This is a genomic window from Corynebacterium sp. SA-MJD20WY100 (assembly GCF_039822565.1).
Taxonomy (GTDB): domain Bacteria; phylum Actinomycetota; class Actinomycetes; order Mycobacteriales; family Mycobacteriaceae; genus Corynebacterium; species Corynebacterium phoceense_A.
The window spans coordinates 83,995-108,544 of sequence record NZ_JBCJKS010000005.1; the positions used below are offsets into that span (position 1 = coordinate 83,995).

At 65.6% G+C, this 24,550-nt stretch carries 20 protein-coding genes; 10 read left to right on the forward strand and 10 right to left on the reverse strand.

What is annotated here, in order from left to right:
- Positions 1-36: 36 nt before the first annotated feature.
- The gene (locus ABJ196_RS04240) at positions 37-822 is read left to right on the forward strand and encodes a DUF4191 domain-containing protein (protein WP_347305373.1); all 786 of its coding nucleotides are present in this window, start codon (positions 37-39) and stop codon (positions 820-822) included.
- A gap of 247 nt (positions 823-1,069) precedes the next feature.
- Here the strand turns inward: ABJ196_RS04240 and ABJ196_RS04245 are convergent, their stop codons facing one another.
- Both ABJ196_RS04245 and ABJ196_RS04250 read right to left on the reverse strand, forming a co-directional pair.
- A complete protein-coding gene (locus tag ABJ196_RS04245) occupies positions 1,070-1,609 on the reverse strand; it encodes an NUDIX domain-containing protein (protein ID WP_347305374.1) in 540 nt (179 codons plus the stop codon).
- A 9-nt stretch (positions 1,610-1,618) separates the two neighbouring features.
- A complete protein-coding gene (locus ABJ196_RS04250) occupies positions 1,619-2,089 on the reverse strand; it encodes an RDD family protein (protein WP_257035048.1) in 471 nt (156 codons plus the stop codon).
- Positions 2,090-2,256: 167 nt separating this feature from the next.
- Between ABJ196_RS04250 and glnA (ABJ196_RS04255) the strand changes: the two genes are divergently transcribed.
- Positions 2,257-3,690, forward strand: coding sequence for a type I glutamate--ammonia ligase (glnA, locus tag ABJ196_RS04255; RefSeq protein WP_347305375.1), 1,434 nt, complete (start codon positions 2,257-2,259; stop codon positions 3,688-3,690).
- Between the two features lie 94 nt (positions 3,691-3,784).
- The gene (locus tag ABJ196_RS04260; RefSeq protein WP_303937391.1) at positions 3,785-4,264 is read left to right on the forward strand and encodes a DUF1206 domain-containing protein; all 480 of its coding nucleotides are present in this window, start codon (positions 3,785-3,787) and stop codon (positions 4,262-4,264) included.
- Here ABJ196_RS04260 and ABJ196_RS04265 read toward each other — a convergent pair.
- Positions 4,261-5,181, reverse strand: a complete 921-nt coding sequence (locus tag ABJ196_RS04265; RefSeq protein WP_303937389.1) for a 2-dehydropantoate 2-reductase — start codon at positions 5,179-5,181, stop codon at positions 4,261-4,263. The genes ABJ196_RS04260 and ABJ196_RS04265 overlap by 4 nt on opposite strands.
- On the opposite strand from ABJ196_RS04265, the gene ABJ196_RS04270 reads away from it, so the two are divergent.
- The 5 genes from ABJ196_RS04270 (at position 5,180) to ABJ196_RS04290 (ending at position 14,372) form a co-directional block, all read left to right on the forward strand.
- Positions 5,180-5,545, forward strand: a complete 366-nt coding sequence (locus ABJ196_RS04270) for a hypothetical protein (protein WP_347305376.1) — start codon at positions 5,180-5,182, stop codon at positions 5,543-5,545. The genes ABJ196_RS04265 and ABJ196_RS04270 overlap by 2 nt on opposite strands.
- A 169-nt stretch (positions 5,546-5,714) precedes the next feature.
- Entirely contained in the window at positions 5,715-7,151 is a 1,437-nt protein-coding gene (glnA, locus tag ABJ196_RS04275) for a type I glutamate--ammonia ligase (RefSeq protein WP_257035053.1), read from the forward strand.
- A gap of 93 nt (positions 7,152-7,244) precedes the next feature.
- The gene (gene gltB, locus ABJ196_RS04280) at positions 7,245-11,828 is read left to right on the forward strand and encodes a glutamate synthase large subunit (RefSeq protein ID WP_347305377.1); all 4,584 of its coding nucleotides are present in this window, start codon (positions 7,245-7,247) and stop codon (positions 11,826-11,828) included.
- Entirely contained in the window at positions 11,828-13,369 is a 1,542-nt protein-coding gene (locus tag ABJ196_RS04285) for a glutamate synthase subunit beta (protein ID WP_303936783.1), read from the forward strand. Before gltB ends, ABJ196_RS04285 begins: the two co-directional genes overlap by 1 nt.
- A 205-nt stretch (positions 13,370-13,574) precedes the next feature.
- Positions 13,575-14,372 (forward strand): hypothetical protein, encoded by a 798-nt coding sequence (locus tag ABJ196_RS04290; RefSeq protein WP_347305378.1) that lies wholly within the window; start codon positions 13,575-13,577, stop codon positions 14,370-14,372.
- Between the two features lie 102 nt (positions 14,373-14,474).
- Here the strand turns inward: ABJ196_RS04290 and ABJ196_RS04295 are convergent, their stop codons facing one another.
- From ABJ196_RS04295 to thrC, 3 genes are read right to left on the reverse strand one after another with little or no spacing between them, the layout of a single operon-like run.
- Positions 14,475-15,008: an NUDIX domain-containing protein gene (locus tag ABJ196_RS04295; RefSeq protein ID WP_257045710.1), complete on the reverse strand. Its 534-nt coding sequence runs from the start codon at positions 15,006-15,008 to the stop codon at positions 14,475-14,477.
- On the reverse strand, positions 14,995-15,150 hold the full coding sequence (locus ABJ196_RS04300) for a hypothetical protein (protein WP_257035058.1): 156 nt from the start codon (positions 15,148-15,150) through the stop codon (positions 14,995-14,997). Before ABJ196_RS04300 ends, ABJ196_RS04295 begins: the two co-directional genes overlap by 14 nt.
- Positions 15,151-15,153: 3 nt before the next feature.
- Entirely contained in the window at positions 15,154-16,599 is a 1,446-nt protein-coding gene (gene thrC / locus ABJ196_RS04305) for a threonine synthase (protein ID WP_347305379.1), read from the reverse strand.
- 39 nt (positions 16,600-16,638) lie between these two features.
- Here thrC and ABJ196_RS04310 point away from each other — a divergent pair, with 39 nt between their 5' ends.
- Complete coding sequence (locus tag ABJ196_RS04310) at positions 16,639-17,970, forward strand: MFS transporter (RefSeq protein ID WP_347305380.1); 1,332 nt, start codon at positions 16,639-16,641, stop codon at positions 17,968-17,970.
- Here the strand turns inward: ABJ196_RS04310 and ABJ196_RS04315 are convergent.
- From ABJ196_RS04315 to ABJ196_RS04330, 4 genes are all read right to left on the reverse strand, one after another.
- Entirely contained in the window at positions 17,967-18,398 is a 432-nt protein-coding gene (locus tag ABJ196_RS04315) for a hypothetical protein (protein WP_347305381.1), read from the reverse strand. The genes ABJ196_RS04310 and ABJ196_RS04315 overlap by 4 nt on opposite strands.
- Positions 18,399-18,719 carry a hypothetical protein gene (locus ABJ196_RS04320; protein ID WP_347305382.1) on the reverse strand — a complete coding sequence of 107 codons (321 nt, stop codon included), beginning with the start codon at positions 18,717-18,719 and terminating at the stop codon, positions 18,399-18,401.
- A gap of 114 nt (positions 18,720-18,833) precedes the next feature.
- Complete coding sequence (locus ABJ196_RS04325) at positions 18,834-21,944, reverse strand: bifunctional [glutamine synthetase] adenylyltransferase/[glutamine synthetase]-adenylyl-L-tyrosine phosphorylase (RefSeq protein WP_347305383.1); 3,111 nt, start codon at positions 21,942-21,944, stop codon at positions 18,834-18,836.
- Positions 21,945-21,947: 3 nt separating this feature from the next.
- Positions 21,948-23,285, reverse strand: coding sequence for a glutamine synthetase family protein (locus ABJ196_RS04330; protein WP_066488603.1), 1,338 nt, complete (start codon positions 23,283-23,285; stop codon positions 21,948-21,950).
- A 184-nt stretch (positions 23,286-23,469) separates the two neighbouring features.
- On the opposite strand from ABJ196_RS04330, the gene ABJ196_RS04335 reads away from it, so the two are divergent.
- Positions 23,470-24,516, forward strand: a complete 1,047-nt coding sequence (locus tag ABJ196_RS04335) for a DUF2786 domain-containing protein (protein ID WP_347305384.1) — start codon at positions 23,470-23,472, stop codon at positions 24,514-24,516.
- Positions 24,517-24,550 lie beyond the last annotated feature (34 nt).

A 24,550-nucleotide genomic window follows, 5' to 3' on the forward strand; every position in this document is an offset into this window, starting at 1 on the left:
CGCGTTTTTGACATACAACCATTTAAAGTAGGAGCCATGGCTAAAGGTGATGACAAGGCGGCACTGCGCGCCGCCAAGAAGGAAGAGCGCGCCAACAAGCGTGCCCAGCGCAAGCAGACCCGCCAGCAAATGTGGCAGGTCTTCCAGATGCAGCGCAAGCAGGACAAGGCACTCGTGCCCATCATGCTCGCGGCCATCCTGGGCGTCGCACTGGTCTTCTTCCTCATCGGACTGCTCTTCAACGGCGAGTGGTTCATGCTCATCCTGGGCTTGGGCGTCGGCTTCGTGCTCGCCATGTGGCTGTTTACCCGCCGCGTCGAACGCGACATGTACCGCAAGGTCGAGGACCAGCCCGGCGTCGCTGGCTGGGCGCTCGAGCAGCAGCTGAAGAACTCCGTAGGTCTCGTGTGGTCCGTCAAGCCGGGCATCGCTGCCACGCGCCAGCAGGATCTTATCCACCGCGTCGTGGGTAACCCAGGCGTCATCCTCGTCGCTGAGGGAAACAAGAACCGCCTCAAGCCGTCCATGGCGCAGCTGAAGAAGCGCATTGACAAGATGGCCGCCGGCGTTCCCATCTACGAGGTCTACGTGGGCGACGGCGAGGGCGAGGTCCCCGTGTCCAAGCTGCGCAACCACATCATCCGCCTGCCGCGTAACTTCAATAAGAACGAGACGCAGACCAATATCCGCCGCATCGAGGCCATGGACGCCATGCCAGGCGCCCAACCGGGCCTGCCCAAGGGGCCTATGCCCCACCAGGCGCAGAACATGGCCGGCATGAACCGCCGCATGCGCCGCGCCGCTGAGCGCAAGCACAAGTAGCCTTTTGGCCCGACGTGAGAATCCGCAATTTTTATTGCGGATTTTCTCGTTTTCCTACGCCTAGAATTAATGACTTTTCGCGTTACACCGGGGCGGCGAGAGCGCACACCGTGACACGTGAGCGTTCTTGAGGAGGAACAGAGAGGTGGGGACCGGACTGTTGCTTTCCAACAAGCAATGACACGTTCAGCCCTTGTCGCTGCGGAGAGGCTCGCGGCGGCAAGAGGTGGAACGTTTTTTGTGTTTATTACGGCCTAGGGCGGCCGTCAAAGATATCGCTGCGCACGCCGTCCTCGCCCACAAAGTCGAAGACCAAAGCCAGCGCGCTGTCGCGGTAGTTGATGAACTCCCCGCGCGCCTTCAGTGCTTGGATGTCGGCGAAGCTCGCCCATGCGACCTCGGCGACCTCCGCGTTAGGCACGGCCAGTGTGCGCTCGTCGATATCCGCGCGCACCACATAAAAATCATCGAAGCCGTACGCAAAGTTAAACGTGAACGCCGGACGGGTAAACTCCAGCTCCAGGCCGAGTTCCTCGCGCACCTCCCGCGCGATGCCCTGTGCGCTCGTCTCCCCCGCGATAACGGAACCGCCCACCGTGACATCCCACATGCCCGGCCACGTGGACTTCGTGTCGACGCGCCGCTGGATGAGCATGCGCCCGCCCATGTCAATGAGACATAGGTGGACGACCTGGTGCAGCTGGCCATCGGGCAAGCCCAGCTGGCGTTCCACCCGCACGCCCGTGTGCTGCCGGTCGTTGTCCACAATGTCCCACAGCTCTGCCATCGCTGACCCCTAGGCGTAGATGACCACGGTGCCGGTCGCGCGGTCGTGCATGCCACGGCCGTCCATGTCCACGAGGGCCGCGGGGAAGATGAAGGCGGTAAGCAGCGTGCGCACGGCGGCGCGCCAGAAGCCGACGCGCTCGCCGGGGGCATCAAGACGCGCGACGCCCATGCCACGCAACGCCATGCCAGGCGTGCGGGCGAAAAGCCACCCGCCGAGAATGCCTAGCAGGATCCACAACACGTATGTGAGCAACGCCACGCCGCCGAAGAGCGGGACGAAGTAGCCCACGATCGCCGCCGCGGCGTAGCACAGCAGCCAATCGATAAGCACCGCACCCGCGCGGCGGGACACGGGTGCCAGGGCACCAGCGCCGCGCTCCGGGAGCCCGAGCTTCTCCCCCGGCCACCGGCCAGGGGTCTCATAATCATTCTCGCCGGGGATGCTGGGGCCATCGAGCCACGTTTTCTTCTCAGCCATGATGTCTAAGATACGCAGGCCCACGATAGCCGCCAAAGCGGCGCGCCAGCCCCCAAACCGGGTGAGTGTTGAAAGCGTCCCATCCGGTAGGATTAGACCCGTTACTACCCGCAATTGCATAATATTGAAGTCAGCCCTGTTAAGCGACCGAAATTAGAGGAGACACCATGGCTTTCGAGTCGATCCACGACGTTGTGAAGTTCATCGAGGACGAAGACGTCGAGTTCGTCGACATTCGATTCACCGACGTTCCGGGCACCGAACACCACTTCAGCATCCCTGCGTCCGAATTCACCGAGGAAGCCGCCGCAGAAGGCCTCGCCTTCGATGGTTCCTCCATCCGCGGATTCACCTCCATCGACGAGTCCGACATGACGCTCATGCCCGACCCAGCCACCGCGGTGCTCGATCCGTTCCGCTCCACGAAGACCCTCAACATCAAGTTCTTCGTCCACGACCCGTTCACACACGAGCCGTTCTCCCGCGACCCACGCAATATCGCGCGCAAGGCCGAGGAGTACCTCACCTCCACCGGCATCGCAGACACCTGCTTCTTCGGTGCCGAGGCCGAGTTCTACCTCTTCGACTCCGTCCGCTACACGGCTGACGTCAACCACGCCTTCTACGAGGTCGACACGGACGAGGGTTGGTGGAACCGCGGTGCGGACACCAACTTCGACGGCACGCCGAACATCGGCTACAAGACGCGCATGAAGGGCGGCTACTTCCCGACGGCCCCCTACGACAAGCACGTCGAGGTCCGCGACGCCATGGTAAAGAACCTTCAGGAGGCCGGCTTCGCGCTCGAGCGCTTCCACCATGAGGTCGGCGGCGGCCAGAACGAGATCAACTATCGCTTCAACTCCCTGCTCCACGCGGCGGACGATATCCAGACCTTCAAGTACATCATCAAGAACACCGCGGCTGAGTTCGGCAAGACCGCCACCTTCATGCCCAAGCCGCTCGCTGGCGACAACGGCTCCGGCATGCACGCCCACATGTCCCTGTGGAAGGACGGCTCCCCGCTGTTCTATGACGAGGCTGGTTACGGCGGACTGTCCGACCTGGCCCGCTACTACATCGGCGGCATCCTCCACCACGCCGGTGCCGTCCTCGCCTTCACCAACCCGACGCTCAACTCCTACCACCGTCTGGTGCCGGGCTTCGAGGCCCCCATCAACCTCGTCTACTCGCAGCGCAACCGCTCCGCCGCGGTCCGCATCCCGATCACCGGCTCCAACCCGAAGGCCAAGCGCATCGAGTTCCGCGCTCCGGACCCGTCCGGCAACCCGTACTTCGGCTTCGCTGCCATGATGATGGCTGGCCTGGACGGCATCAAGAACCGCATCGAGCCCCACGCTCCGGTCGACAAGGACCTCTACGAGCTGCCGCCGGCAGAGGCCGCATCCATCCCGCAGGCCCCGACCTCCCTCGAGGCCTCCCTTGAGGCTCTGCGCAACGACTCGGACTTCCTCACCGAAGGCGACGTCTTCACCGAAGACCTCATCGACACCTACATCCAGTACAAGTACGACAACGAAATCACCCCGAACCGCATGCGCCCCACCCCGCAAGAGTTCGAGATGTACTTCGACTGCTAAACGCCGCACGTCTCACCCCCGTCGAGCCCCATTCACACAGGGCTCCGCGGGGGTTTCGCATACGCACGAGCGCCTGCGCCCGTAGGACGAACCTATGAACTCCCCATGCAACACCGCCCAGGAAGGCGCCCACCACGCGCAGCATTCTGAGGCGCTCGACCAAATGGCGAGCGTCGGCTTCGTCGTCCTCGGCGCCGTCTACGCCTTCATCGGCTGGCTCGCCTTCCGCATCTCCCGGGGCGGAAACAGCGAGGAAGCCTCCAACTCGGGCGCGCTCCAGCTCGTCGCGGAGACCCCGGGCGGCCGCATCGCGCTGTGGGTCGCCGTCGTGGGCCTCATTGCGCTCACGTTCTGGCGCATTGCCCAGCTCATGTTCAAGCCTGAGGCCAAGCAGAAGCTCAAGGCGGTCGGACCCGCCGTCGTCTACCTCACGCTCGCGTTTACGGCCGCGAAGGCCGCGATGGGCAAGCCCAGCTCAGACAGCAAGAAGACCACGTCCGTGACGGCGACAGTGCTCGAGAACCCGTTCGGTGTCTACACCATCGCCCGCGCCCGCTACGGAGACGCAGACTAGAAGCGCGCCTCCAGCACAGCCTGCGTGTAGTCAAGCAACGGCGTGCCCACCTCAACACTTGCCGCCATGCGCCGCACGGCGCCAATCTGCGCGTCGAGCTCATTGGGCAGTCCCGCCTCAATATCGCGGTGCATGGAACTCGTCGCCTCCGCGTACTGCTCGTCCGCAAACGCGAGCGTCCGGTCCACGATGTCCGCTGGCAGCGCGACCCCACAGCCACGACCGGCCGCCGCGACCTCGTCCATGAGCCCACGCAACTGCGGCCGCAGTTCGGTGCGCAGCACACCCATGGGCCGGCCCGCCAGCGCGCCGAGCGCACCCGTCGTTGCGACAAACATCGCCTTCGACCACACGTCGACCATGATCTCCCCGTCCGGGAAATACTCCGAGTCAATCCCCGCCTCATGCAACGCCGCATGGAAACGCCCCACGGCGTCAAGCTCCGGCGCGCGCACCCCCGGCAGTGGCCCAAAATTCAGCGACAGCGGCCCAGGGTTCAGACGAATCTCCGCCGGACCCGTGCGCGTGAGGTACGCGCGAATCACCGCGGCAAAGACCCGCTCTTCACCAAAGAGCCGCGCGGCCTCATAATGCGTCTCCACCGAGTTGTGCGTCGTCACCACCGGCACTCCGGCCAGCTCGTCGACCCGCGGCAGGTCGCCAAACGTCGCGTTTCCCGACAGCGCCTTGGACGCCACGATAATTACCTCCGGCGTCCCCATCGCCTCCACGAGCTCGGCCGCGCTCTCCGCCGCCCAGGACGGCGCCACGACCTTCCCGCCGAGGTCCAGCCCGCGCTCGCGCAACGCCTCCAGCGTCGCCCCGCGCGCGATGAATCCTACCTCGTGTCCGGCCTGCTGCAATTTCCCGCCGTAGTAGCCTCCCACGGCCCCGGCGCCTAAAATCATGATCTTCATGGCTTCTACCTTAACGTTCGCCCCGCTTGCCGATGCCGCCTTTCCCCACCCCGCTGCAGCCCGCCGCGTCCTGGCCAGCCTCCCGCGCGATGGCATCTTTCTCCGGCGCGGCACTCTCCTCCTCGAGACTTCGTACCCCTACGGCGCGAGTTTCTACGCCACTGCTTGGCGGTGGTCGCGCGCTGATCTTCCGCTCCTCTTCGAGCTCGCCGCCGCGACCCGGCTCCTGCTCATCCATGACGAGACCATCGTCGTCTGCGGCGACAGCTTCGACCCGGCTACCGTCGTGGACTATGTCGCCGCCGGCGCGGTGCACCACGCCGCCGCACCGGCGGAGCTAGAGAATATTATTCTCCCCCAGTAACCAACGTCACACGTCCTACCTGACCTGCGTAAAACTCCCCGCCGCCGCACATCCGTCATCTAGAATTCTATAGATCAATAGAAAGATAAGACATATACCTGCTAGCGTATAGAAAACCAACGCGGGCCCATGCCCCGCCGAGCTTTCATTCGCAAGGAGTATCAAACCCATGGCATTCCAGACCATCCAGGACGTCGTCAAATTTATCAAGGACGAGGACGTACGTTTCGTCGACGTGCGTTTCACCGACGTCCCCGGCACCGAGAATCACTTCACCATTCCGGCCACCGAGTTTACTGAAGACGCTGCCGAGGCGGGCCTCGCCTTCGACGGTTCCTCCATCCGCGGTTTTACCTCCATCGACGAGTCTGACATGGCCCTCCTGCCGGATCCGGCCACGGCACAGCTCGACCCGTTCCGCATCGAGAAGACGCTCAATATCAAGTTCTTCGTTCACGATCCGCTCACCCTCGAGCCTTTCTCCCGCGACCCGCGCAACGTCGCCCGCAAGGCCGAGGAATACCTGGCATCGACGGGCATCGCGGACACGTGCAACTTCGGTGCCGAGGCCGAGTTCTACCTCTTCGACTCCGTTCGCTACTCCACGGACACCAACACCGGCTTCTACGAGGTCGACTCCAATGAGGGCTGGTGGAACCGCGGCCGCGCCACCAACCTCGACGGCACCCCGAACACCGGCTACAAGACACGCATCAAGGGCGGATACTTCCCGACGGCCCCCTACGACCAGACCACGGACGTCCGCGACGCCATGGTCACCACCCTCCAGGACGCCGGTTTTGCCATCGAGCGCTACCACCACGAGGTCGGCACCGGCGGCCAGCAGGAAATCAACTACCGCTTCAACACGCTGCTCCACGCCGCGGACGACATCCAGTCCTTCAAGTACATCGTGAAGAACACCGCCGTCGCTCATGGCAAGACCGCGACGTTTATGCCCAAGCCGCTCGCCGGCGACAACGGCTCCGGCATGCACGCCCACCAGTCACTGTGGAAGGACGGCTCCCCGCTCTTCTACGACGAGGCCGGCTACGGCGGACTGTCCGATGTCGCCCGTTACTACATCGGCGGCATCCTCCACCACGCCGGCGCCGTCCTCGCTTTCACCAACCCGACGCTCAACTCCTACCACCGTCTCGTCCCTGGTTTCGAGGCCCCCATCAACCTCGTCTACTCGCAGCGCAACCGCTCCGCCGCGGTCCGCATCCCGATCACCGGCTCCAACCCCAAAGCCAAGCGCATCGAGTTCCGCGCTCCGGACCCGTCCGGCAACCCGTACTTCGGCTTCGCCGCGATGATGCTCGCTGGCCTCGACGGCATCAAGAACCGCATCGAGCCCCACGCCCCGGTCGACAAAGACCTCTACGAACTGCCGCCCGCCGAGGCCGCCACCATCCCACAGGCCCCCACCTCCCTCGAGGCCTCCCTCGAGGCTCTGCGCAACGACTCGGACTTCCTCACCGAAGGCGACGTCTTCACCGAGGACCTCATCGACACCTACATCCAGTACAAGTACGACAACGAAATCACCCCGAACCGCATGCGCCCCACCCCGCAAGAGTTCGAGATGTACTTCGACTGTTAATCAGCCGCTCACTCATTCCTTCCTAGCTCCTCCGCGCGGCTCGGCCTTCCCAGGCCCAGCCGCGTTTGTGCTATCAGAAAGAGGTCACCTTACATGACTCCCCACCCCCAGGGCTTATATAACCCGGCCCACGAACACGATTCCTGCGGCGTCGCCTTCATCGCGGACATGTACGGCCGCGCCACCCGCGACATCGTGGACAAGGGCATCCAGGCGCTCATCAACCTCGAGCACCGCGGCGCCGCCGGCGCGGAGCCCAACACCGGCGACGGCGCCGGCATCCTCCTCCAGGTCCCGGACCGCTTCTGCCGTACCGTCGCCGCCGAGCACGGCTTCGACCTCCCCGAGCCCGGCGCGTACGCCACCGGCATCGCCTTCCTGCCACGCCGCCGCATGGCCATGCTCGACGCCAAACGTGAGATCGAGGCCATCGCCCGCGAAGAAGGCGCGACCGTCCTCGGTTGGCGCGAGGTCCCCATCGATCCCTCCGGCCTCGGCGAGATGGCCCGCGAGGCCATGCCCCACTTCGAGCAAATTTTTGTGACTGCAGACGGCACGTCCGGCATCGAGCTCGACCGCGTCATGTTCTTCCTCCGCAAGCGCTGCGAACGCGAGCTCGGCACGAAGAACGGCGAGGACACCATCTACTTTCCCTCGCTCTCGGCACGCACCATCGTCTACAAGGGCATGCTCACCACCCCGCAGCTCGCCCACTTCTACGCCGATCTGCGCCACCCCGACATGGAAACCGCCATCGCGCTCGTCCACTCGCGCTTTTCCACCAACACCTTCCCGTCCTGGCCGCTGGCCCATCCGTTCCGCCTCGTCGCGCACAACGGCGAGATCAACACTGTCAAGGGCAACGAGAACTGGATGCGCGCCCGCGAGTCCCTCATTCGCTCCGCGCAGCTCGGCCCACTCGATCGCGTCCTGCCCATCTGCGCTCCCTCCGGCTCGGACACGGCACTCTTCGACGAGGCCCTCGAGCTTCTCCACCTCGGCGGGCGCTCCCTGCCGCACGCCGTCATGATGATGGTCCCGCAGGCCTGGGAGCACGCAGACGTCATCGACCCGCAGCTGCGCGACTTCTACGAGTACCACTCCTGTCTCATGGAGCCCTGGGACGGCCCCGCCGCCATCGCCTTTACGGACGGTACCGTCGTCGGCGCGGTCCTCGACCGCAACGGACTGCGACCGGGACGCATCTGGGTCACGGATGACGGCCTCGTCGTCATGGCATCGGAGGCGGGCGTGCTCGACATTGAGCCGGGGCGCATCGTCAAGCGCACGCGCGTCCAGCCCGGCCGCATGTTCCTCGTGGACACCCAGGCTGGCCGTATCGTCGAAGACGAGGAAATCAAGCATCAACTCGCCACCGCCGCGCCCTACGGCGAGTGGATTCGCGAGAACTTCGTGCACATCGAGGATCTGCCGCAGACCGCGTACCGTTACATGCCTCACAACCGCGTGGTCCTGCGCCAGCGCGTCTTTGGCATCACCGAGGAAGACGTCGAGCTCATCATCGAGCCCATGGCCCGCACCGGTGCTGAGGCCATCGGCTCCATGGGCACGGACACGCCCATCGCAGCGCTGTCCAACCGCCCGCGCATGCTCTTCGATTTCTTTGCTCAGCGCTTCGCCCAGGTGACCAACCCGCCTCTCGACTCCATCCGCGAGAAGAACATCACCTCGATGTTCACCCTGCTCGGAGCCCAGTCGGACGTGCTTAACCCCGATGCCACCGCCGCGCGCCGTATCCACCTCGACGGCCCCATCCTCGACAACGACGCGTTGACCACCCTCGTCCACGCCAATGACCACGGCGAGGCCGAGCCTTTCGATGCCGCCGTCATCTCTGGCCTCTACCCCGTCGCCCACCACGGCAGGGGCCTGCGCGAGGCCATCGACCGCGTGCGCCGCGAGGTCTCCGCCGCCATCGCGGACGGCACAACGCTCATTATTCTCTCCGACCGCGAGTCCGACGAGCGCTTCGCGCCCATCCCCTCCCTGCTGCTCACCTCCGCCGTGCACCAGCACTTGGTCGCCGAGCGCACCCGCACCCGTGCCTCGCTCATCATCGAGTCCGGCGACGCCCGCGAAGTCCACCACCTGGCCATGCTCATCTCCTTTGGCGCGGACGCCATCAATCCGTACATGGCGTTCGAGACCATCGACGAACTGCGCATGAAGGGCCAGCTCGGCGACCTCACGCTGTCCGAAGCCTGCGCCAACTACATCAAGGCTGCCACGACCGGCGTGCTCAAGGTCATGTCCAAGATGGGTATTGCCGCCGTGTCCTCCTACCGCGGCGCGCAGCTCGCGGACGTCACGGGCCTGCGCCAGGAACTCCTCGACGAATACTTCGGCGGCATCAAGTCGCCCATCGCCGGCATCGGCCTGGACGACATCGCGGCCGACGTCGAGGCCCGCCACCGCGGCGCCTTCCTGCCGCGTCCCGAGGAGAACGCTCACCGCGAGCTCGAGCTCGGCGGCGAGTACAAGTGGCGCCGCGAAGGCGAGTTCCACCTGTTTAACCCGGAGACCATCTTCAAGCTCCAGCACGCCACGCGCACGGGCCAGTACCGCATCTTCAAGGACTACACCCGCGCCGTCAACGACCAGACCGAGCGGCTTGCGACCATCCGCGGTCTCATGGAGTTCGCGCCCGACCGCCCGCCGATTTCCGTCGACGAGGTCGAGCCCGTCGCCGATATCGTGCAGCGCTTCTCTACGGGTGCCATGTCCTACGGCTCCATTTCCGCGGAGGCCCACGAGACCCTCGCCATCGCCATGAACCGCCTCCACGCCATGTCGAATTCCGGCGAGGGCGGCGAGGACGCCTCCCGCTTCGACATCGAGCCTAACGGCGATTGGCGTCGCTCGGCCATCAAGCAGGTTGCCTCCGGCCGCTTCGGCGTAACCAGCCACTACCTGAACAATTGCACGGACATCCAGATCAAGATGGCCCAGGGCGCCAAGCCCGGCGAGGGCGGCCAGCTCCCGCCGCACAAGGTTTACCCCTGGATCGCCGAGGTCCGCATCACCACCCCGGGCGTCGGGCTCATCTCCCCGCCGCCGCACCACGACATCTACTCCATCGAGGACTTAGCCCAGCTCATCTACGACCTCAAGTCCGCGAACCCGAATGCGCGCATCCACGTCAAGCTCGTCGCCGAGCAGGGCATCGGCGCCGTCGCCGCGGGCGTGTCCAAGGCACACGCGGACGTCGTTCTCGTCTCCGGCCACGACGGCGGCACTGGCGCCTCGCCGCTCACCTCGCTCAAACACGCCGGCGGCCCGTGGGAGCTTGGCCTTGCCGAGACGCAGCAGACCCTTCTGCTCAACGGTCTGCGAGACCGCATCCGCGTCCAGTGCGACGGCCAGCTGAAAACCGGCCGCGACGTTGTCATCGCCGCGCTCCTCGGTGCCGAGGAGTTTGGTTTCGCCACCGCCCCGCTCGTCGTCGAAGGCTGCATCATGATGCGCGTGTGTCACCTCGATACCTGCCCCGTCGGCATCGCGACCCAGAACCCTGAGCTCCGTAAGAAGTTCACGGGCCGCGCCGAGCACGTGGTCAACTTCTTCACCTTCATCGCCCAGGAGGTCCGCGAGTACCTGGCACAGCTCGGCTTCCGCTCCATCGACGAGGCCGTCGGCCAGTCCCAGGTCCTGCGCCAACGTGCCGATGCCCCCACTCCCCGCACCGGTGCTCTCAACCTCGCGCCCATCTTCGAGCGCGTCGAGAACCCGCACTTCCGCAACCAGAACCTGCGCCAGACCCGCACGCAGGAGCACGGCCTCGAGTCCGCGCTCGACAACCAGCTCATCGTCGACTCGCAGCTGACCATCGATGCCGCCGCTGCAAAAACCTCCGCCAACGCCCCGTCCTGGATGTCCGCGACGGAAAACCCCACCGTCCTCCTCGAGCGCACCGTGTCCAACCGCGACCGCTCCGTTGGCACCATGCTCGGCTCGCGCATCACGCGCGCCGCCGGTAAGAACGGCCTGCCGCAGGACACCATCACCGTGCGGCTCACCGGCTCGGCCGGCAACTCCTTCGGCGCGTTCATCCCTGCTGGCCTCACCCTCGACCTCGTCGGCGACGCCAACGACTTCGTGGGCAAGGGCCTGTCCGGCGGCCGGATTATCGTCCGCCCCGACGCGGCCACCCCGCGCCAGCTCCGCCACAACCCGGACATCATCGCCGGCAACGTCACCGCCTACGGCGCGACCTCCGGTACCCTCTTCATCCGCGGCGCCGTGGGCGAGCGCTTCTGCGTTCGCAACTCGGGTGCCACCGCCGTCGTCGAGGGCATCGGCAACCACGGCTGCGAATACATGACCGGTGGCCGCGTCGTCATCCTTGGCGAGGTCGGCGACAACTTCGGCGCTGGCATGTCCGGCGGCATCGCCTATGTGCTGCGCACTGCGGACCTGGAGCAAAAGCTCAACCGTGACGTGGCTGGGGGCATCGAAAAGCTCGGCCCTGAAGACATCGAATTCCTCTCCGGCATCCTCGCCGAGCACATCGCCCTCACCGGCTCGACCACCACGGCGCGACCGCAGGACCTCGTCAAGATCGTCCCGCCGCCGTACCGCCACGTCCTCGACATCATCGACGTCGCCGAGCGCGACGGCCGCAACCCCAACGAAGCAATCATGGAGGCAGTGAAGTAATGGCTGACCCACACGGATTCCAAAAATTCAATCGCGCCGAGCCGGCTCACCGCCCTGTGCCACTGCGCCTGCTCGACTTCCGCGAGGTCTATGAGGCCGCGCCCGCTGGCCAGATCCAACAGCAAGCCACCCGCTGCATGGACTGCGGCGTACCGTTCTGCCACGAAGGCTGTCCGCTGGGCAACATCATTCCCGAGTGGAACGACCTCGTGCGCCAGGACCGCTGGCGCGAGGCCTACGACCGCCTCCACGCGACAAATAACTTCCCGGAGTTTACCGGCCGCCTGTGCCCTGCTCCCTGCGAGGGCGCGTGCGTACTCGGTATCAACGACGACGCGGTGACCATCAAGAACGTTGAGCTCGCCATCGTCGAGCGCGCCTGGGAGGAGGGCTGGATTGAGCCCATCCGCCCGACCATGGACACCGGCATACGCGTCGCCGTCGTCGGCTCCGGCCCGGCTGGCCTGGCCGCAGCGCAACAGCTTACGCGATCCGGCCACGCCGTCACGGTCTTCGAGCGCGACGACCGGCTGGGCGGGCTCATGCGCTACGGCGTGCCCGAGTACAAGATGAACAACCAATGGATCGACCGCCGTCTCGAGCAGATGCGCGCCGAAGGCACCGAGTTCCGCACCGGCGTCTCCCCCACCGCCGCGGACCTCTCTGCTTTCGATGCCGTCGTACTCGCCACCGGCACTCCCGTCGCCCGCGACCTGCCGGTCGAGGGCCGTGAACTCGACGGCATCTTCCCGGCGATGGAGTACCTCACCTGGCAGAACCGCGTGAATGAGGGCGACTATGAGTCGTCCGCCATTTCGGCCAAGGGCAAGAAGGTCGTCATCATCGGCGGCGGCGACACGGGCACGGACTGTTTCGGCACCGCACTGCGCCAGGGCGCCAAGTCCGTCACGCAGTTCGACATCCGCCCGCGCGCCCCGCGCCACCGCGCTGCGTCCACGCCGTGGCCGATGTACCCGCTGCTCTACCGCACTGCCACCGCGCACGAGGAAGGCGAGTACGTTGTCACCGGCGACGAGTCCGCCGCCGAAATCGAAGCCCTGGGCCTGGCCACCCGCGTCCCCGGTTCGGAATTGGGCTCGCGCATCTACTCCGTCAACACGGTGTCCTTCCACGGCACCGACGGCCGCGTGTCCTCCCTGCGCGGCAACGAAGTCGAGGTCGTCGACGGCCGCCGCCAGCCCATGGAAGACACTGACTTCGAGATGGACGCCGACCTCGTCCTCATCGCCCTCGGCTTCGCCGGCGGCGAGCGCTCCGGTCTCGTCCACGAACTCGGCGTCGCTTTCGATGAGCGCGGCCGCATGGTCCGCGACTCGGAGTACCGCGCCCAAGTCAAGCCGCTGTTTCCCGGCTTCAAGCCCAAGGTCTACGTCGCCGGCGACAACGGCCGCGGCCAATCGCTTATCGTCTGGGCCATCGCCGAGGGCCGCGCCGCCGCAGCCGCCGTCGACGCGGATCTCATGGGTGAGACCAACCTCCCCATCGCCGTGACCCCGCGGACGAAGCCGCTGGCGGTCTAACCTTCTCGCCCTGCGCAGTCATGCTGTTTCCTTTATGATGAGCCGCATGACTGCCTCGGGGAGAGGGCGGCACTGGAAGCTCGGGGACTTTCGCCGTACCGAATCTGGACTCATCCTCCCGCGTGATCAAACGCATATTCCGGACAGCCGTGGGGTGATCTCCCGTGCCGTTCGGCGCGGAACCCTCACGCGTATCAATCGCAGCGTGTATTTCCCTACCGCAGAGGTTCCCACCTCGGACTGGGAGAAATATCCACTCTTCGCGCACTCCTTCGCAGCGCGCGGACGCCTCCTCGCTGGGAATGCCGCTGCGGCGGTGGTCGGGCTCTGGCGGCTCGAAGCTTTTCCAACCCGGGTCGAGACCTATTGTGCCCCAACTACGACAAAAGACCCCTATGAGTTGCCGCTCTATAGCGCTGTACCTGCTTCTCATTACTGCGACTACAACGGCGCACTCATCACCATCCCGGCACGCACGGTTGTTGACCTTTACCGCCTCTACGGACATACCGCGGCGCTCATCGCGCTGTGTTGCTTTATGTCACGCGTACCTACTGCCTATAGCGACATTGTCCAGTGCGCCAGGGAATGCCGAGACTTAGGGATCAAAAAGCTCGACGGCATCGAAGACATGATTGCCTTGACCGCCCCTCCCCTTCGTCTCGACTCTGCCTTGGAAGCAATCTTCTACGCACAATGCACTGCGAACAATGACTTTCGCGTCACCCCTCAAGCCTCCTTCACCGTGCGCGGACGCACCTACCGAGTGGACTTCCGAGTCAATGACACGCCCATCGTTGTCGAGCTCGATGGCAAAGGAAAATACGGGACGTTTTCCGCGGACCAGGCGTTCAACCTCGACCGCGAAAAGCGTCGTTCCGATGCCCTCTATTCCGAGCACGGGCTTATCATTCTCCGCTTCGGCTACCGCGACGTCGTCTCTGGCGAAGCCTACCGGGCCGTGTCCGCACGGGTCCGTGAGTTCCGCGGGCAGAATTCCTAGCTTTGGGTTTATGGCGCTTCAGGGCCTCCGACTCAGCCCAAACCGCCACAAAACCAAAGCCAGCCCCGCACACGAGGCGGAGCTGGCTTGAAACAGGACGAGTTACCGTGAGCGCTTCACGAAGCCCACCCGCGGCCGGAAACCCTGCGGATGCTTCATCTGCGCCACCGCGTCCGCAATGATCATGCGGTGCCGAGCGTGGACGCTCTGCGGCAGCTTTGCCACGGAGAACCAGGCAGCGTCGAGGTTCTCGTCGTCGGAGACCACGGGCTCCGCGCCGTCGGGCACGGACAGGCGCAGCGCGGTGTCGATGAACGTGCACTGGTCGCCATTGGGATAGGTCACGGGGTCCGTCTTTCCGGAGCCAAGGAGCGCCTCGACGCGGGCCTCCAGGCCGACCTCCTCGAGGACCTCGCGTACGGCGGTCTCCCCGATATCCTCACCGGGCTCAGAGATCCCGGCCACAGGCGCCCAGGTGCCGGTATCGGCGCGACGCGTGAGCAGCACCGACGGCACTTCCCACACCGCGGCGCCCATTGGAACGTCGCGCAGGATGACAGCGGTCACGCCCGGCAGGTGCAGCGGCTCGTGCCCGATCTTCGAGCGCAGACGGAGGACGAAATCAGGCGTTGGCATCGTTGGTCTTCTCTGCGGAGTCGGGCGCCTTCTTCGCGGCGGCCTCCTCGTCCATTTCCTTGACCTGCTTCATGTCGCGGATGAACTTCTCCGGGTCGAACTCGGTGAAGTACTCGGGCCCGGCGAATTGTTCCTGTGCCATGGTTTAGACCTCCGTGGTGTCGATGGATGTGGTGATGAAATCCTTGACGGCGGCGACGTCGTTGGGAAGATCCGTGACGTGGCGCTCGGCGTCGAGAATGCCTTCGAAGCGTGCCGGGGACGGCGGGACGGTGCCGATGGCTTCCTCGATAGTGTCCGCGAACTTGACCGGCAGGGCCGTTTCGAGGCAGACGATGGGGGTTGCGATGGCATCGGCAGCTTGGGCGTCGCGCGCGGCCTTGATGCCGTCCGCAGTGTGCGGATCAACGAGGTAGTTGTAGCGCTCGTGCACGTCCTTGATGGTCGCCAGGCGGTCGGCGTGGGTCGAGCGGCCCGAGGTGAAGCCGTACTCGTCGCGCGCGGCAGCCAATTCCGCGGCGGAGACAGAAAAGCCCCCCTCCTTGACCTTCGTGCCAAAGAGATCCGCGGTGCGTGCGGCGTCGCGGCCGGTGAGGTCGAAGACGAAACGCTCGAAGTTCGAGGCGCGGGAGATGTCCATGGACGGCGAGGACGTCGCCATGGTCTCGGACGCGGGGCGCGGGCGGTAGTTGCCGGTGCGGAAGAACTCGTCGAGCACGTCATTCTCGTTCGTCGCGACGATGAGACGGTCGATGGGCAGGCCCATCTGGCGCGCGATGTGGCCCGCACAGATATCGCCGAAGTTGCCGGTCGGCACGGAAAACGAGACTTTCTCTTCGTTGGAGGAGGTCACGCGCAGGTAGCAGTTGACGTAGTAGACGACCTGGGCCATGAGACGCGCCCAGTTGATGGAGTTCACGGCGCCGATGGCGTACGTGGATTTAAACTCCGCGTCGGCGGAGACGGCCTTGACCACGTCCTGGCAGTCGTCGAAGACGCCGTCCAAAGCGATGTTGAAGATATTCGGGTCGTCGAGGCCGAACATCTGGGCCTGCTGGAACGGGGTCATGCGGCCGGCCGGGGTGAGCATGAACACGCGGATGCCGCGGCGCCCGCGCATGGCGTACTCGGCAGACGAGCCGGTATCGCCCGAGGTCGCGCCCAGTATGTTGAGCGACGCGTCGCGGCGGCCGAGCTCGTATTCGAAGAGCTCGCCCAAAAGCTGCATGGCCATGTCCTTGAACGCCGCGGTGGGGCCTTCGGACAGGTGGCCGACCCAGAGCCCATCCCCCAAAGAAGTGACGGGGACGATCTCCTCCGCGGCGAACTTCGGAGTGGTGTACGCACGCGCGGCAATCGCCTCGATGTCCGCTGCGGGAATGTCGTCGATGAAGAGCTTGAGCACCTCGGCGGCGAGCGCCGAATAGCCGCCGTCGGCGAGCACGGAGCGCCACTCATCCAGCATGGACGAGGTAATCGTCGGATACTCCGACGGCAGATACAGGCCGCCATCAGGGGCAAGTCCGCCTAGAAGGATGTCCGTAAACTTGGCTGGGGTGCGTTCTTCATTGCGCGTCGAAATATAATCCACCCCTAACACCATAGTGGGCGGGGCGTACACTTCACACCCATGTCGGAAGAAAAGTCGGTCCCGAACCCCCGCGAAGTCATCACCACGAAGGCGCTGTGGGTGTGGGTCGCCGCGATGGCGGTCTACACCATGGCGATTACCGGCCGTACCTCTTTCGGCGTCGCGAGCCTCGATGCCATCGAGCGTTTCGACTCCACCGCCGGCGCCATCGCCGTGTTTACCTCCATCCAGGTGGGCACGTATGCGCTGGCGCAGATTCCCACGGGCGTCGCCATCGATAAATTCGGCCCGCGCGCGATGCTCGTCGCCGGTGCGCTCATCATGGGCATCGGCCAGGTTGTCCTCGGCTTTACCAGTAATTATTGGGTCGCGGTCGCAGCGCGCGTGCTCATCGGCGCCGGCGATGCGACGGCGTTCCTGTCAGTCATGCGCATCCTGCCCTATTGGTTCCCGCTGCACCGCACGCCGATGTTCACGCAGATCACGAGCGCCTTGGGCCAGCTGGGCCAGTTCATCTCCGCGATTCCTTTCCTCTGGTACCTCGGCGTGACTGGGTGGACCACGGCGTTTGTCACACTCGGCGCGGTGGGCATCCTCGTCGCGCTCGCAGCCTCGGTCGCCGTCGCGGACTCCCCGGAGAAGCTCGGCATTCTTCCCGCCGCCGCGCCTTCCGATGCCCCCATTCCCAGCCTCCGTGCCCGCCTCGCCGCCGTCGTCACCTCGGCAACGGCGTGGAACTGCTTCTTCATCCACTTCTCGGGCATGCTCGCCGCTCCGGTCTTCGTCATGATGTGGGGCATGCCCATGATGACGCAAGCCATGGGGCTTTCCGATGCCGCCGCCGGCATCGTGCTCACCCTGAATACCGTCTTCATGGTGCTCTCGGGCCCGATCCACGGGCGTATCTCTGCTCGGCTGTCGGGCGTGCGCGACTGGGTGGCGCTCGCTTTCGCGGCAACCCACATCGTGTGCTGGGCACTGTTCTTCGCGACGGGCACGCCGCGCGGCTTCTGGGTCGTCGTGGTCATGATGTTCGTCATGGCACTGCTGCAGCCGGTGTCGAATTACGGGTTCGACAAGATCCGCGAGCGCCTGCCGCATGACGTTGTGGCGACGGCGACGGGCCTGGCGAATATGGGCGGCTTCGTCGCGGGCATGCTCGGCGCACAGATCATGGGCATGGTCTTAAGCTCGCGTGGCATGGAGTGGGCGGACTTCCGCCACGGAGCGCTCGCGGTGCTGGGCGTGTGGCTCTTCGGCCTGGCGGGCATCGTGGTCACGCACTTCGTGGAGAAGCGCTGCCAGCCGCATGCGCCGCGCCGCGTGAAGATTATCGCCATCGAAGACGACGCTGCTGAAGACGCGGTTTAAGACTCAGAAGCTTCCGGGGCCTCGCCGGAGTCCAGGACAACGAGCGGCGACTCTCCGCCGGTGATAAGGCCTTGGTCGTAGGCCTTGAGCACGGCGCGAGCCTCGAAGGCGGTGAGCTCGCCGCGGCCCACGGCCTGTTCCATGCGCGAGATGAGCACGTCGCGCGACTCCGCGGTGTCCGGCGCGGGAGACTGCGCCGGGTCGTGCAGCGGGCTGTGTGTGAACACACCCAGGCGATCAAGGACCGTGACGAGGTTGGAGCTTATCGTGTCCGTATTCGTGGAGCTGCCGCTGAGCTCCGCGACGGCCTCACCCACGGTCTGGGCGCCGGCGGGCGCGCGGTCGCGCAGGTAGAACCACAGTCCCAGGCCCACAACGGCGACCACAACGAAAACAGACAGCGCCGCGTTGATGAAACGTCGCGACATCTAGCGCGCCTCGTTTTCGCCGAAGCCGGGGGTGCGCGGCGGATTCTGGCGGCCGCTCAAAATATCGATGACGGAGCGAATGGCGGCCTCCCCCACCGGTCCGACGTGTCCGACCGGGTTCGAGTGCTGCGAGGCGTCCGGCGTCGCAGGGCGCGGGGCCTCCTGCGTGGCGGCGGGCTCGGCGACGGTAAGCACGAGCTCCGTGCCGTCGAGGCTCACGCGGCCCTCGCCGCCGATACCCCCGGCGTGCGCCGCTGCGAGCAGCGCCTCCAGGTCTGCAACATTCGCCGAAGAAAGATCCAAGCGCAGGGTCAAAGCCATGGGGTGGTCCGTCCGCCTTCCGTGTTTCAAGTGACTTATCTAGCCTAGGCCGCGCGAGGGGGCGCTGCCTAGAGATAAGGGGGCATCGGCAGGCTATTGCCAGGAAACCCGCAGCTAGAACGGACCTTCCTCGTGCTCGAGGGACTCGGGCTCGCCCCAGAAGACCTCATCGACAACACGGCGGGCGTGCCGCGTGGTCTTGAGATAATGGTCGAGGTAGCCCTGGTTGTCCTCCGGGGCCCAGCCGGAGGCGCCGGCGACCTGCGCGAGCTGCGGGCCTGGCGGCGGCAGCTGGTCCACGCGCTTGCCGCGCACGAGCACGAGCGCGTTGCGCACGTCGGTGGCCAGGCACCACGCCTCGCGCAGCGCGCTCACCTTCGCAGCGGGCAGAATCTCGTGGGTCTCAAGCGCGTCGAGCGTGCCCAGCGTCGAGGGATTGCGCAGCTCCGGGCATTCGTGGGCGTGCATCATGATGAGCAGCTGCACGGTCCATTCGATGTCCGTGAGTCCGCCGCGGCCGAGCTTGGGGTGCGTATTGCGGTCCGCGCCGCGGGGCAGGCGCTCGTTATCCACGCGGGCTTTCATGCGCCGGATGTCACGGATCGTGGACTCGGAGGCGCCGCCCGCCGGGTAGCGGAAACCGTCGATGAGCTCCATGAACTGGGAGCCGACCTCCTCGTCACCGGCGATGAATGCGGCGCGCAGGAGCGCCTGCATCTCCCAGGCTTCGCCCCACTCGCGGTAGTAGCGCTCGTAGGAGGCGATGGTGCGCACGACAGGACCGGAGCGGCCCTCGGGGCGCAGGCCCAGGTCGACCTCGAGCGGCGGGTCGCCCGAGGGCTTGGCCAGCCGGCGGCGCAGACCGTCGACGATGGTGACGGCCCACTTCACGGCGGTGGTCTCGTCGACGGGGTCGCCGGTCTCGGGGTCGACGGCATCCTCGGCGGGCTCGGCGACGAACATGACGTCCGCGTCCGAGCCAAAGCCGAGCTCCATGCCGCCCAGGCGGCCCATGCCGATAACCGCGATGCGCGCGGGCGGGCGTGGGAAGTCCGCGTCCTCGGGTGCCTTATGGGCGCCCTGCCAGCCGCGGATCTCGGCACGCAGCGCGGCCTCGAGCACGGAGTTCCACACTGTGGACAACTCGAGACAGACCTCGCGCACGTCCATGAAGCCGAGCAGGTCCGCGGCCGCGACACGCGCGAGCTCGATGCGGCGCAGTGAACGTGCGACGGCGACGGCTTTATCCGGATCCGCGTGGCGCTTAGTCGAGCGCACGAGCGCGGTGGACACCTGCTGCGGCGAGGTCTCGAGCAGCTTGGGTCCGGTCGCGCCGTCCGAGAGCTGTTTGACGACGTCGGGCGCGGAAATGATGAGCTCGGCGGCGTACGGCGAGGTGCCGAGGATATGCATGAGGCGCTGGCCCACGATGCCCTCGTCGCGGAGCATGCGCAGGAACCACGTCGCGTCGTAGGCGGCCTCGGACAAGCGGCGGTAGTTGAGCAGGCCGGCGTCGGGGTCCGCGGCCTCGGCAAGCCAGCCCATGAGCGTGGGCAGCAAAATGGCCTGGATGCGGGCCTTGCGCGAGGACCCTGTGGCCAACGCGGTGAGGTGCTCGAAGGCGCGGTCCGGGAACGTGTAGCCGAGTGCTGCGAGCTGCAGCTTCGCCGAGGCCGGCGAGAGCTTGAGCGTATCCGAGTCGAGATTGACCACCGAATGCAGAAGCGGCCGGTAGAACAGGCGCGAGTGCAGATCATTGACGAGCACGCGGATTTCTTTGAGGCGCTTCGCGAGCGCCTGGGAGGCGGACTGCGCGCCGTCCGGGTTGAACCCGGCGACGGTCGCGAGCCATTGCCATGCGACGGCGTCGCCCTCCTCCGGTAGCAGGTGAGTGCGGCGGAAGCGCTCGAGCTGGAGGCGGTGCTCGAGCAGGCGCAGGAACTCGTAGGCCTCGATGAGCTGGTGGCCATCCTCGCGGCCGACGTAACCTGCGGCGACCAGCGCCTCGAGCGCCTCGATCGTATTGAGCACGCGCAGCGACTCATCCGAGCGGCCGTGCACGAGCTGGAGGAGCTGCACTGCGAATTCGACGTCGCGCAGGCCGCCCGTGCCGAGCTTGAGCTCGCGGGTCTTCAGCTCCGGAGGGACGTTGTCCAGCACGCGTCGGCGCATGGCTTGAACGTCCTCGACGAAGGAGTCGCGCAGGGAGGCCTCCCACACCATCGGTTTGACGGCCGCGATGTAGTCCTCGCCCAGCGGCAGGTAGCCCGTCTGCACGCGGGCCTTGAGCTGCGCCTGAAACTCCCAGGTCTCCGCCCAGCGCCTGTAATACGTCACGTGCGAATCAAGCGTGCGCACGAGCGCGCCGGACTTGCCCTCCGGCCGCAGGTTCGCGTCGACCTCAAAGAAGCACGCGGAACCAATCCGATTGAATTCCGCCGCGACGCGCGTAATCCGCGGGGTGGCCTCGGAGCCGACGAAGATAACGTCCACGTCCGAGATGTAATTGAGCTCGTTCGCGCCGCACTTGCCCAAGGCCATGACGGCCAGCTGGGCGTCGAGCGGAGCCTCGTCATAGACGACGCGGACGGCGACGGCTAACGCTGCGGTAAGGGCGGCATCGGCAAGCCCTGTGGTCAGCCGCGTGACCTCGCGGAACGGGACTTCGGGCTGGGCCACGGTCTGCCCCTTGCGGGAGTGCAGCGTGCCGGCCAGGTCGTGCGCGGCCAGGCGCATGACGAGCGTGCGGTAGGTGGACTTGAGCAAAATCTTGGCCTCGCGGATGCCCGCGACGTAGGTGCCGGGCCCGCTCAAGCTTGCCGATGCCCCATCCGGCCGCGTCAGCTCCGTCTCATAGGCCGCAGGGCGTGCCTCGATGGCGCCGAGCATCTCTTGGTAGAACTCCGCGACGGTGGGCAGCGGCTTGGCGAGTTCGTGCCACAGCTCGGGGTTCGCGGCGAGGTGATCGCCCAGCGCCGTGGAGCCGCCGAGGAGGGCGAGGACACGCACGCGCAGGGCCTCGTCAGCGCGCATGGCGGGCTCGAGCTCGGGGGCGGCGTCGTGGATGCGCATGAGGGTATTGAGCGCGACGTCCGCGTTACCGCAGGCCGCGAGCGTCCACAGCAGCGGAATGGTCTCCTCGGTGGTCCAGCCGAGTTCTTCGAGGTCTTGCGCCGCGGTGGGACGAGTAAGCCCCAGCGTGGCGGGTGAGGGAATCTTCGCCATAGCTTAGAAGTCCAGGTTGGTGTGCAGCTCGGAGGTGGTGATCTGCGCCTGGTAGCGGTGCCATTCGTCCCACTTGGAACGCAGGAAGAATTCGAAGACGTGCTCGCCGAGGATGTCCGCCATGAACTCGGAGCGCTCGAAGACGCGCAGCGCTTGGTCGAGCGAGGTGGGCAGATCCTTGTAGCCCATCGCGCGGCGCTCGCGGCGGGTGAGCGAATGGACGTCGTCCTCGGCCGGCTCGCCCAGCTCGTAGCCTTCGCGGATACCCTTGAGCCCCGCGGCAAGGATGACGGCGTAGCCCAGGTACGGGTTCATGAGCGCGTCGATATTGCGCACTTCCACCCGGCGCGACTCCGCCTTTCCCAGGCGATACGTGGGCACGCGCACGAGCGCCGAACGGTTGGACACGCCCCATGTCGCCGAACCCGGCGCCTCGTTGCCGAACATCAAACGCTTATAGGAGTTGACCCACTGGTTGGTCACGGCGGTCATCTCCGTGGCGTGCTCGAGGATGCCCGCGATGAACTGCTTCGCCGTCGTAGACAGCGCGAACTCGTCATCCGGATCGTGGAAGGCGTTCGTCTCTCCCTCAAACAACGAGAAGTGCGTATGCATGCCGTTGCCCGGGTGCTCCTCGAAAGGCTTGGGCATAAACGTCGCGCGAATGCCCTGGTTGGTGGCCACACGTTTAATAACGAAGCGGAAGGTCATAATGTGATCCGCCATGGTGAGCAAGTCCGCGTGCCGCAGGTCGATCTCCTGCTGCCCTGGCGCTGTCTCATGGTGGCTCATCTCCGTGGAGATGCCCATCTCTTCCAGCGCCAGCATCGCATACGAGCGGAAACGCGGCGCGGTGTTCTGGCTCGCCTGGTCGAAGTAGCCGCCGTTATCCGTGGGCTTCAACTTGCCCGTCTCTTTGAGCTCCTTAAGCAGGAAGAACTCAATTTCCGGCGAGGCCTTGACGCTAAAGCCATCCGCCGCGGCGTCCGCGACCTGGCGGCGCAGAATCTGGCGCGGGTCCACGAGCGAGGCCTGACCGTCCGGCTGCTGGATATCACAGAACATACGCGCCGACTGCAGGTTGGGATCGTCCTGGTCAAACGGAAGAATCTGGAACGTGGACGGGTCCGGAAGCGCGATGGTGTCCGACTCCGAAATGCGCGAAAAACCTTCCACCGAGGAGCCATCGAAGCCGATGCCCTCCTCAAATGCGTCCTCCAACTCCGAGGGGCTGATGACCACGGACTTCAAGCCGCCCAAAATATCGGTAAACCACAGGCGGATGAAGTGAATATCGCGCTCCTCGACGGTGCGCAGGACAAACTCGTGTTGGCTATTCATGCCCTTCACTCTAGCGGAGCTGCCAACTCTATTGGGCAGTACTTTTCATCCGCTTTGCCCAGCTCACCAGAGCATCTCGGGGGTAGCCCGCGGGGGTGTCTCGCCTCATTCATGTCCACGCACCATGCGAGTCTAAGCGCACTCCGTTAGAACACTCTTACTAAAACCACTCAAGGAGAACGCCATGATGAGCCCCACCACCATCGTCGACGACATCGTCATCGCCGCCCTGCGCGGCTGGACCCCAGACGACCTATTCCACATCCTCGGCCCTGCCATCCATCCTTTAGCCCACCGTGCTGCCATCCGCGTGCCCGCGCGCGTAGCCTCGCCCTACCTGCGCGCCGCCTGGCTCAGGTTACTGCCACCCGCCGATCCCTTCTACGACGTGGGTCTTCTACCCTCCTGGCATGCGGAGCTCACCTCCCTCAAGGTGCTCCGCGACGTCGAACTCCTCACCCCACCCACGACGCCCGAATCCGACCCCGCCGCCAAGATCCGCCGCAAGATCGAGGCCCTCCTGCGCAAGGCCGAGTCCACCGAATTCGAAGAGGAGGCCGACGCACTCATCGCCCGCGCCCAGTCCCTGCGCCAGTCCCACCGCCTCACTGAGGCCCTGCAGGATCCCCATGCCGCCCCCATCACCCGCCGCGTCTATCTCGACGCCCCGTACGTCAAGCACAAGTTCAGCCTGCTCGCCGCAGTCTGCTACGCCAACGGCGTCACCGGCGTGCTCATCGACTCCCGCGGGCTGGTCTCGCTCATCGGCACCGCAAGCGACCTCGACCATGTCATCGATCTCCACGCTTCACTCGCCCGCCAGTGCGAGCATTTCCTCACGTCCTCCCCCGGCGCTGCCGAGGCCAAGCGCACCCGCACCACCGCCGCCTACCGCCGCAGCTTCCGCCTGTCCTACGCCACTCGCATTGGCGACCTGCTGCAGGAGGCGAACTCATACGACCCCACGTCCGACTCCGCCGTGTCTTGTGAGGATGCGAACTCCTCGTCCACGGACCTCGCTGCCGTGGCTTCGCAGGCACTGCCCGTCCTCGCCCGCCGCCTGACCGCAGCCGAGGAAACCCGCGACCGTCTCTTCCCTCACCTGTCGACCCTCTCGCTCTCGGCGACGCACCTCGACGGATTGCATGACGGCATCGCCGCCGCTGAAGCTGCACGCTTGGGCGGCGATTCAGCCGGACTCGACGCGCGCCAGCGTGCGCTGACCGCGTAACCTCAGTCGCGCACCGTTATGGACCATTTTCTAC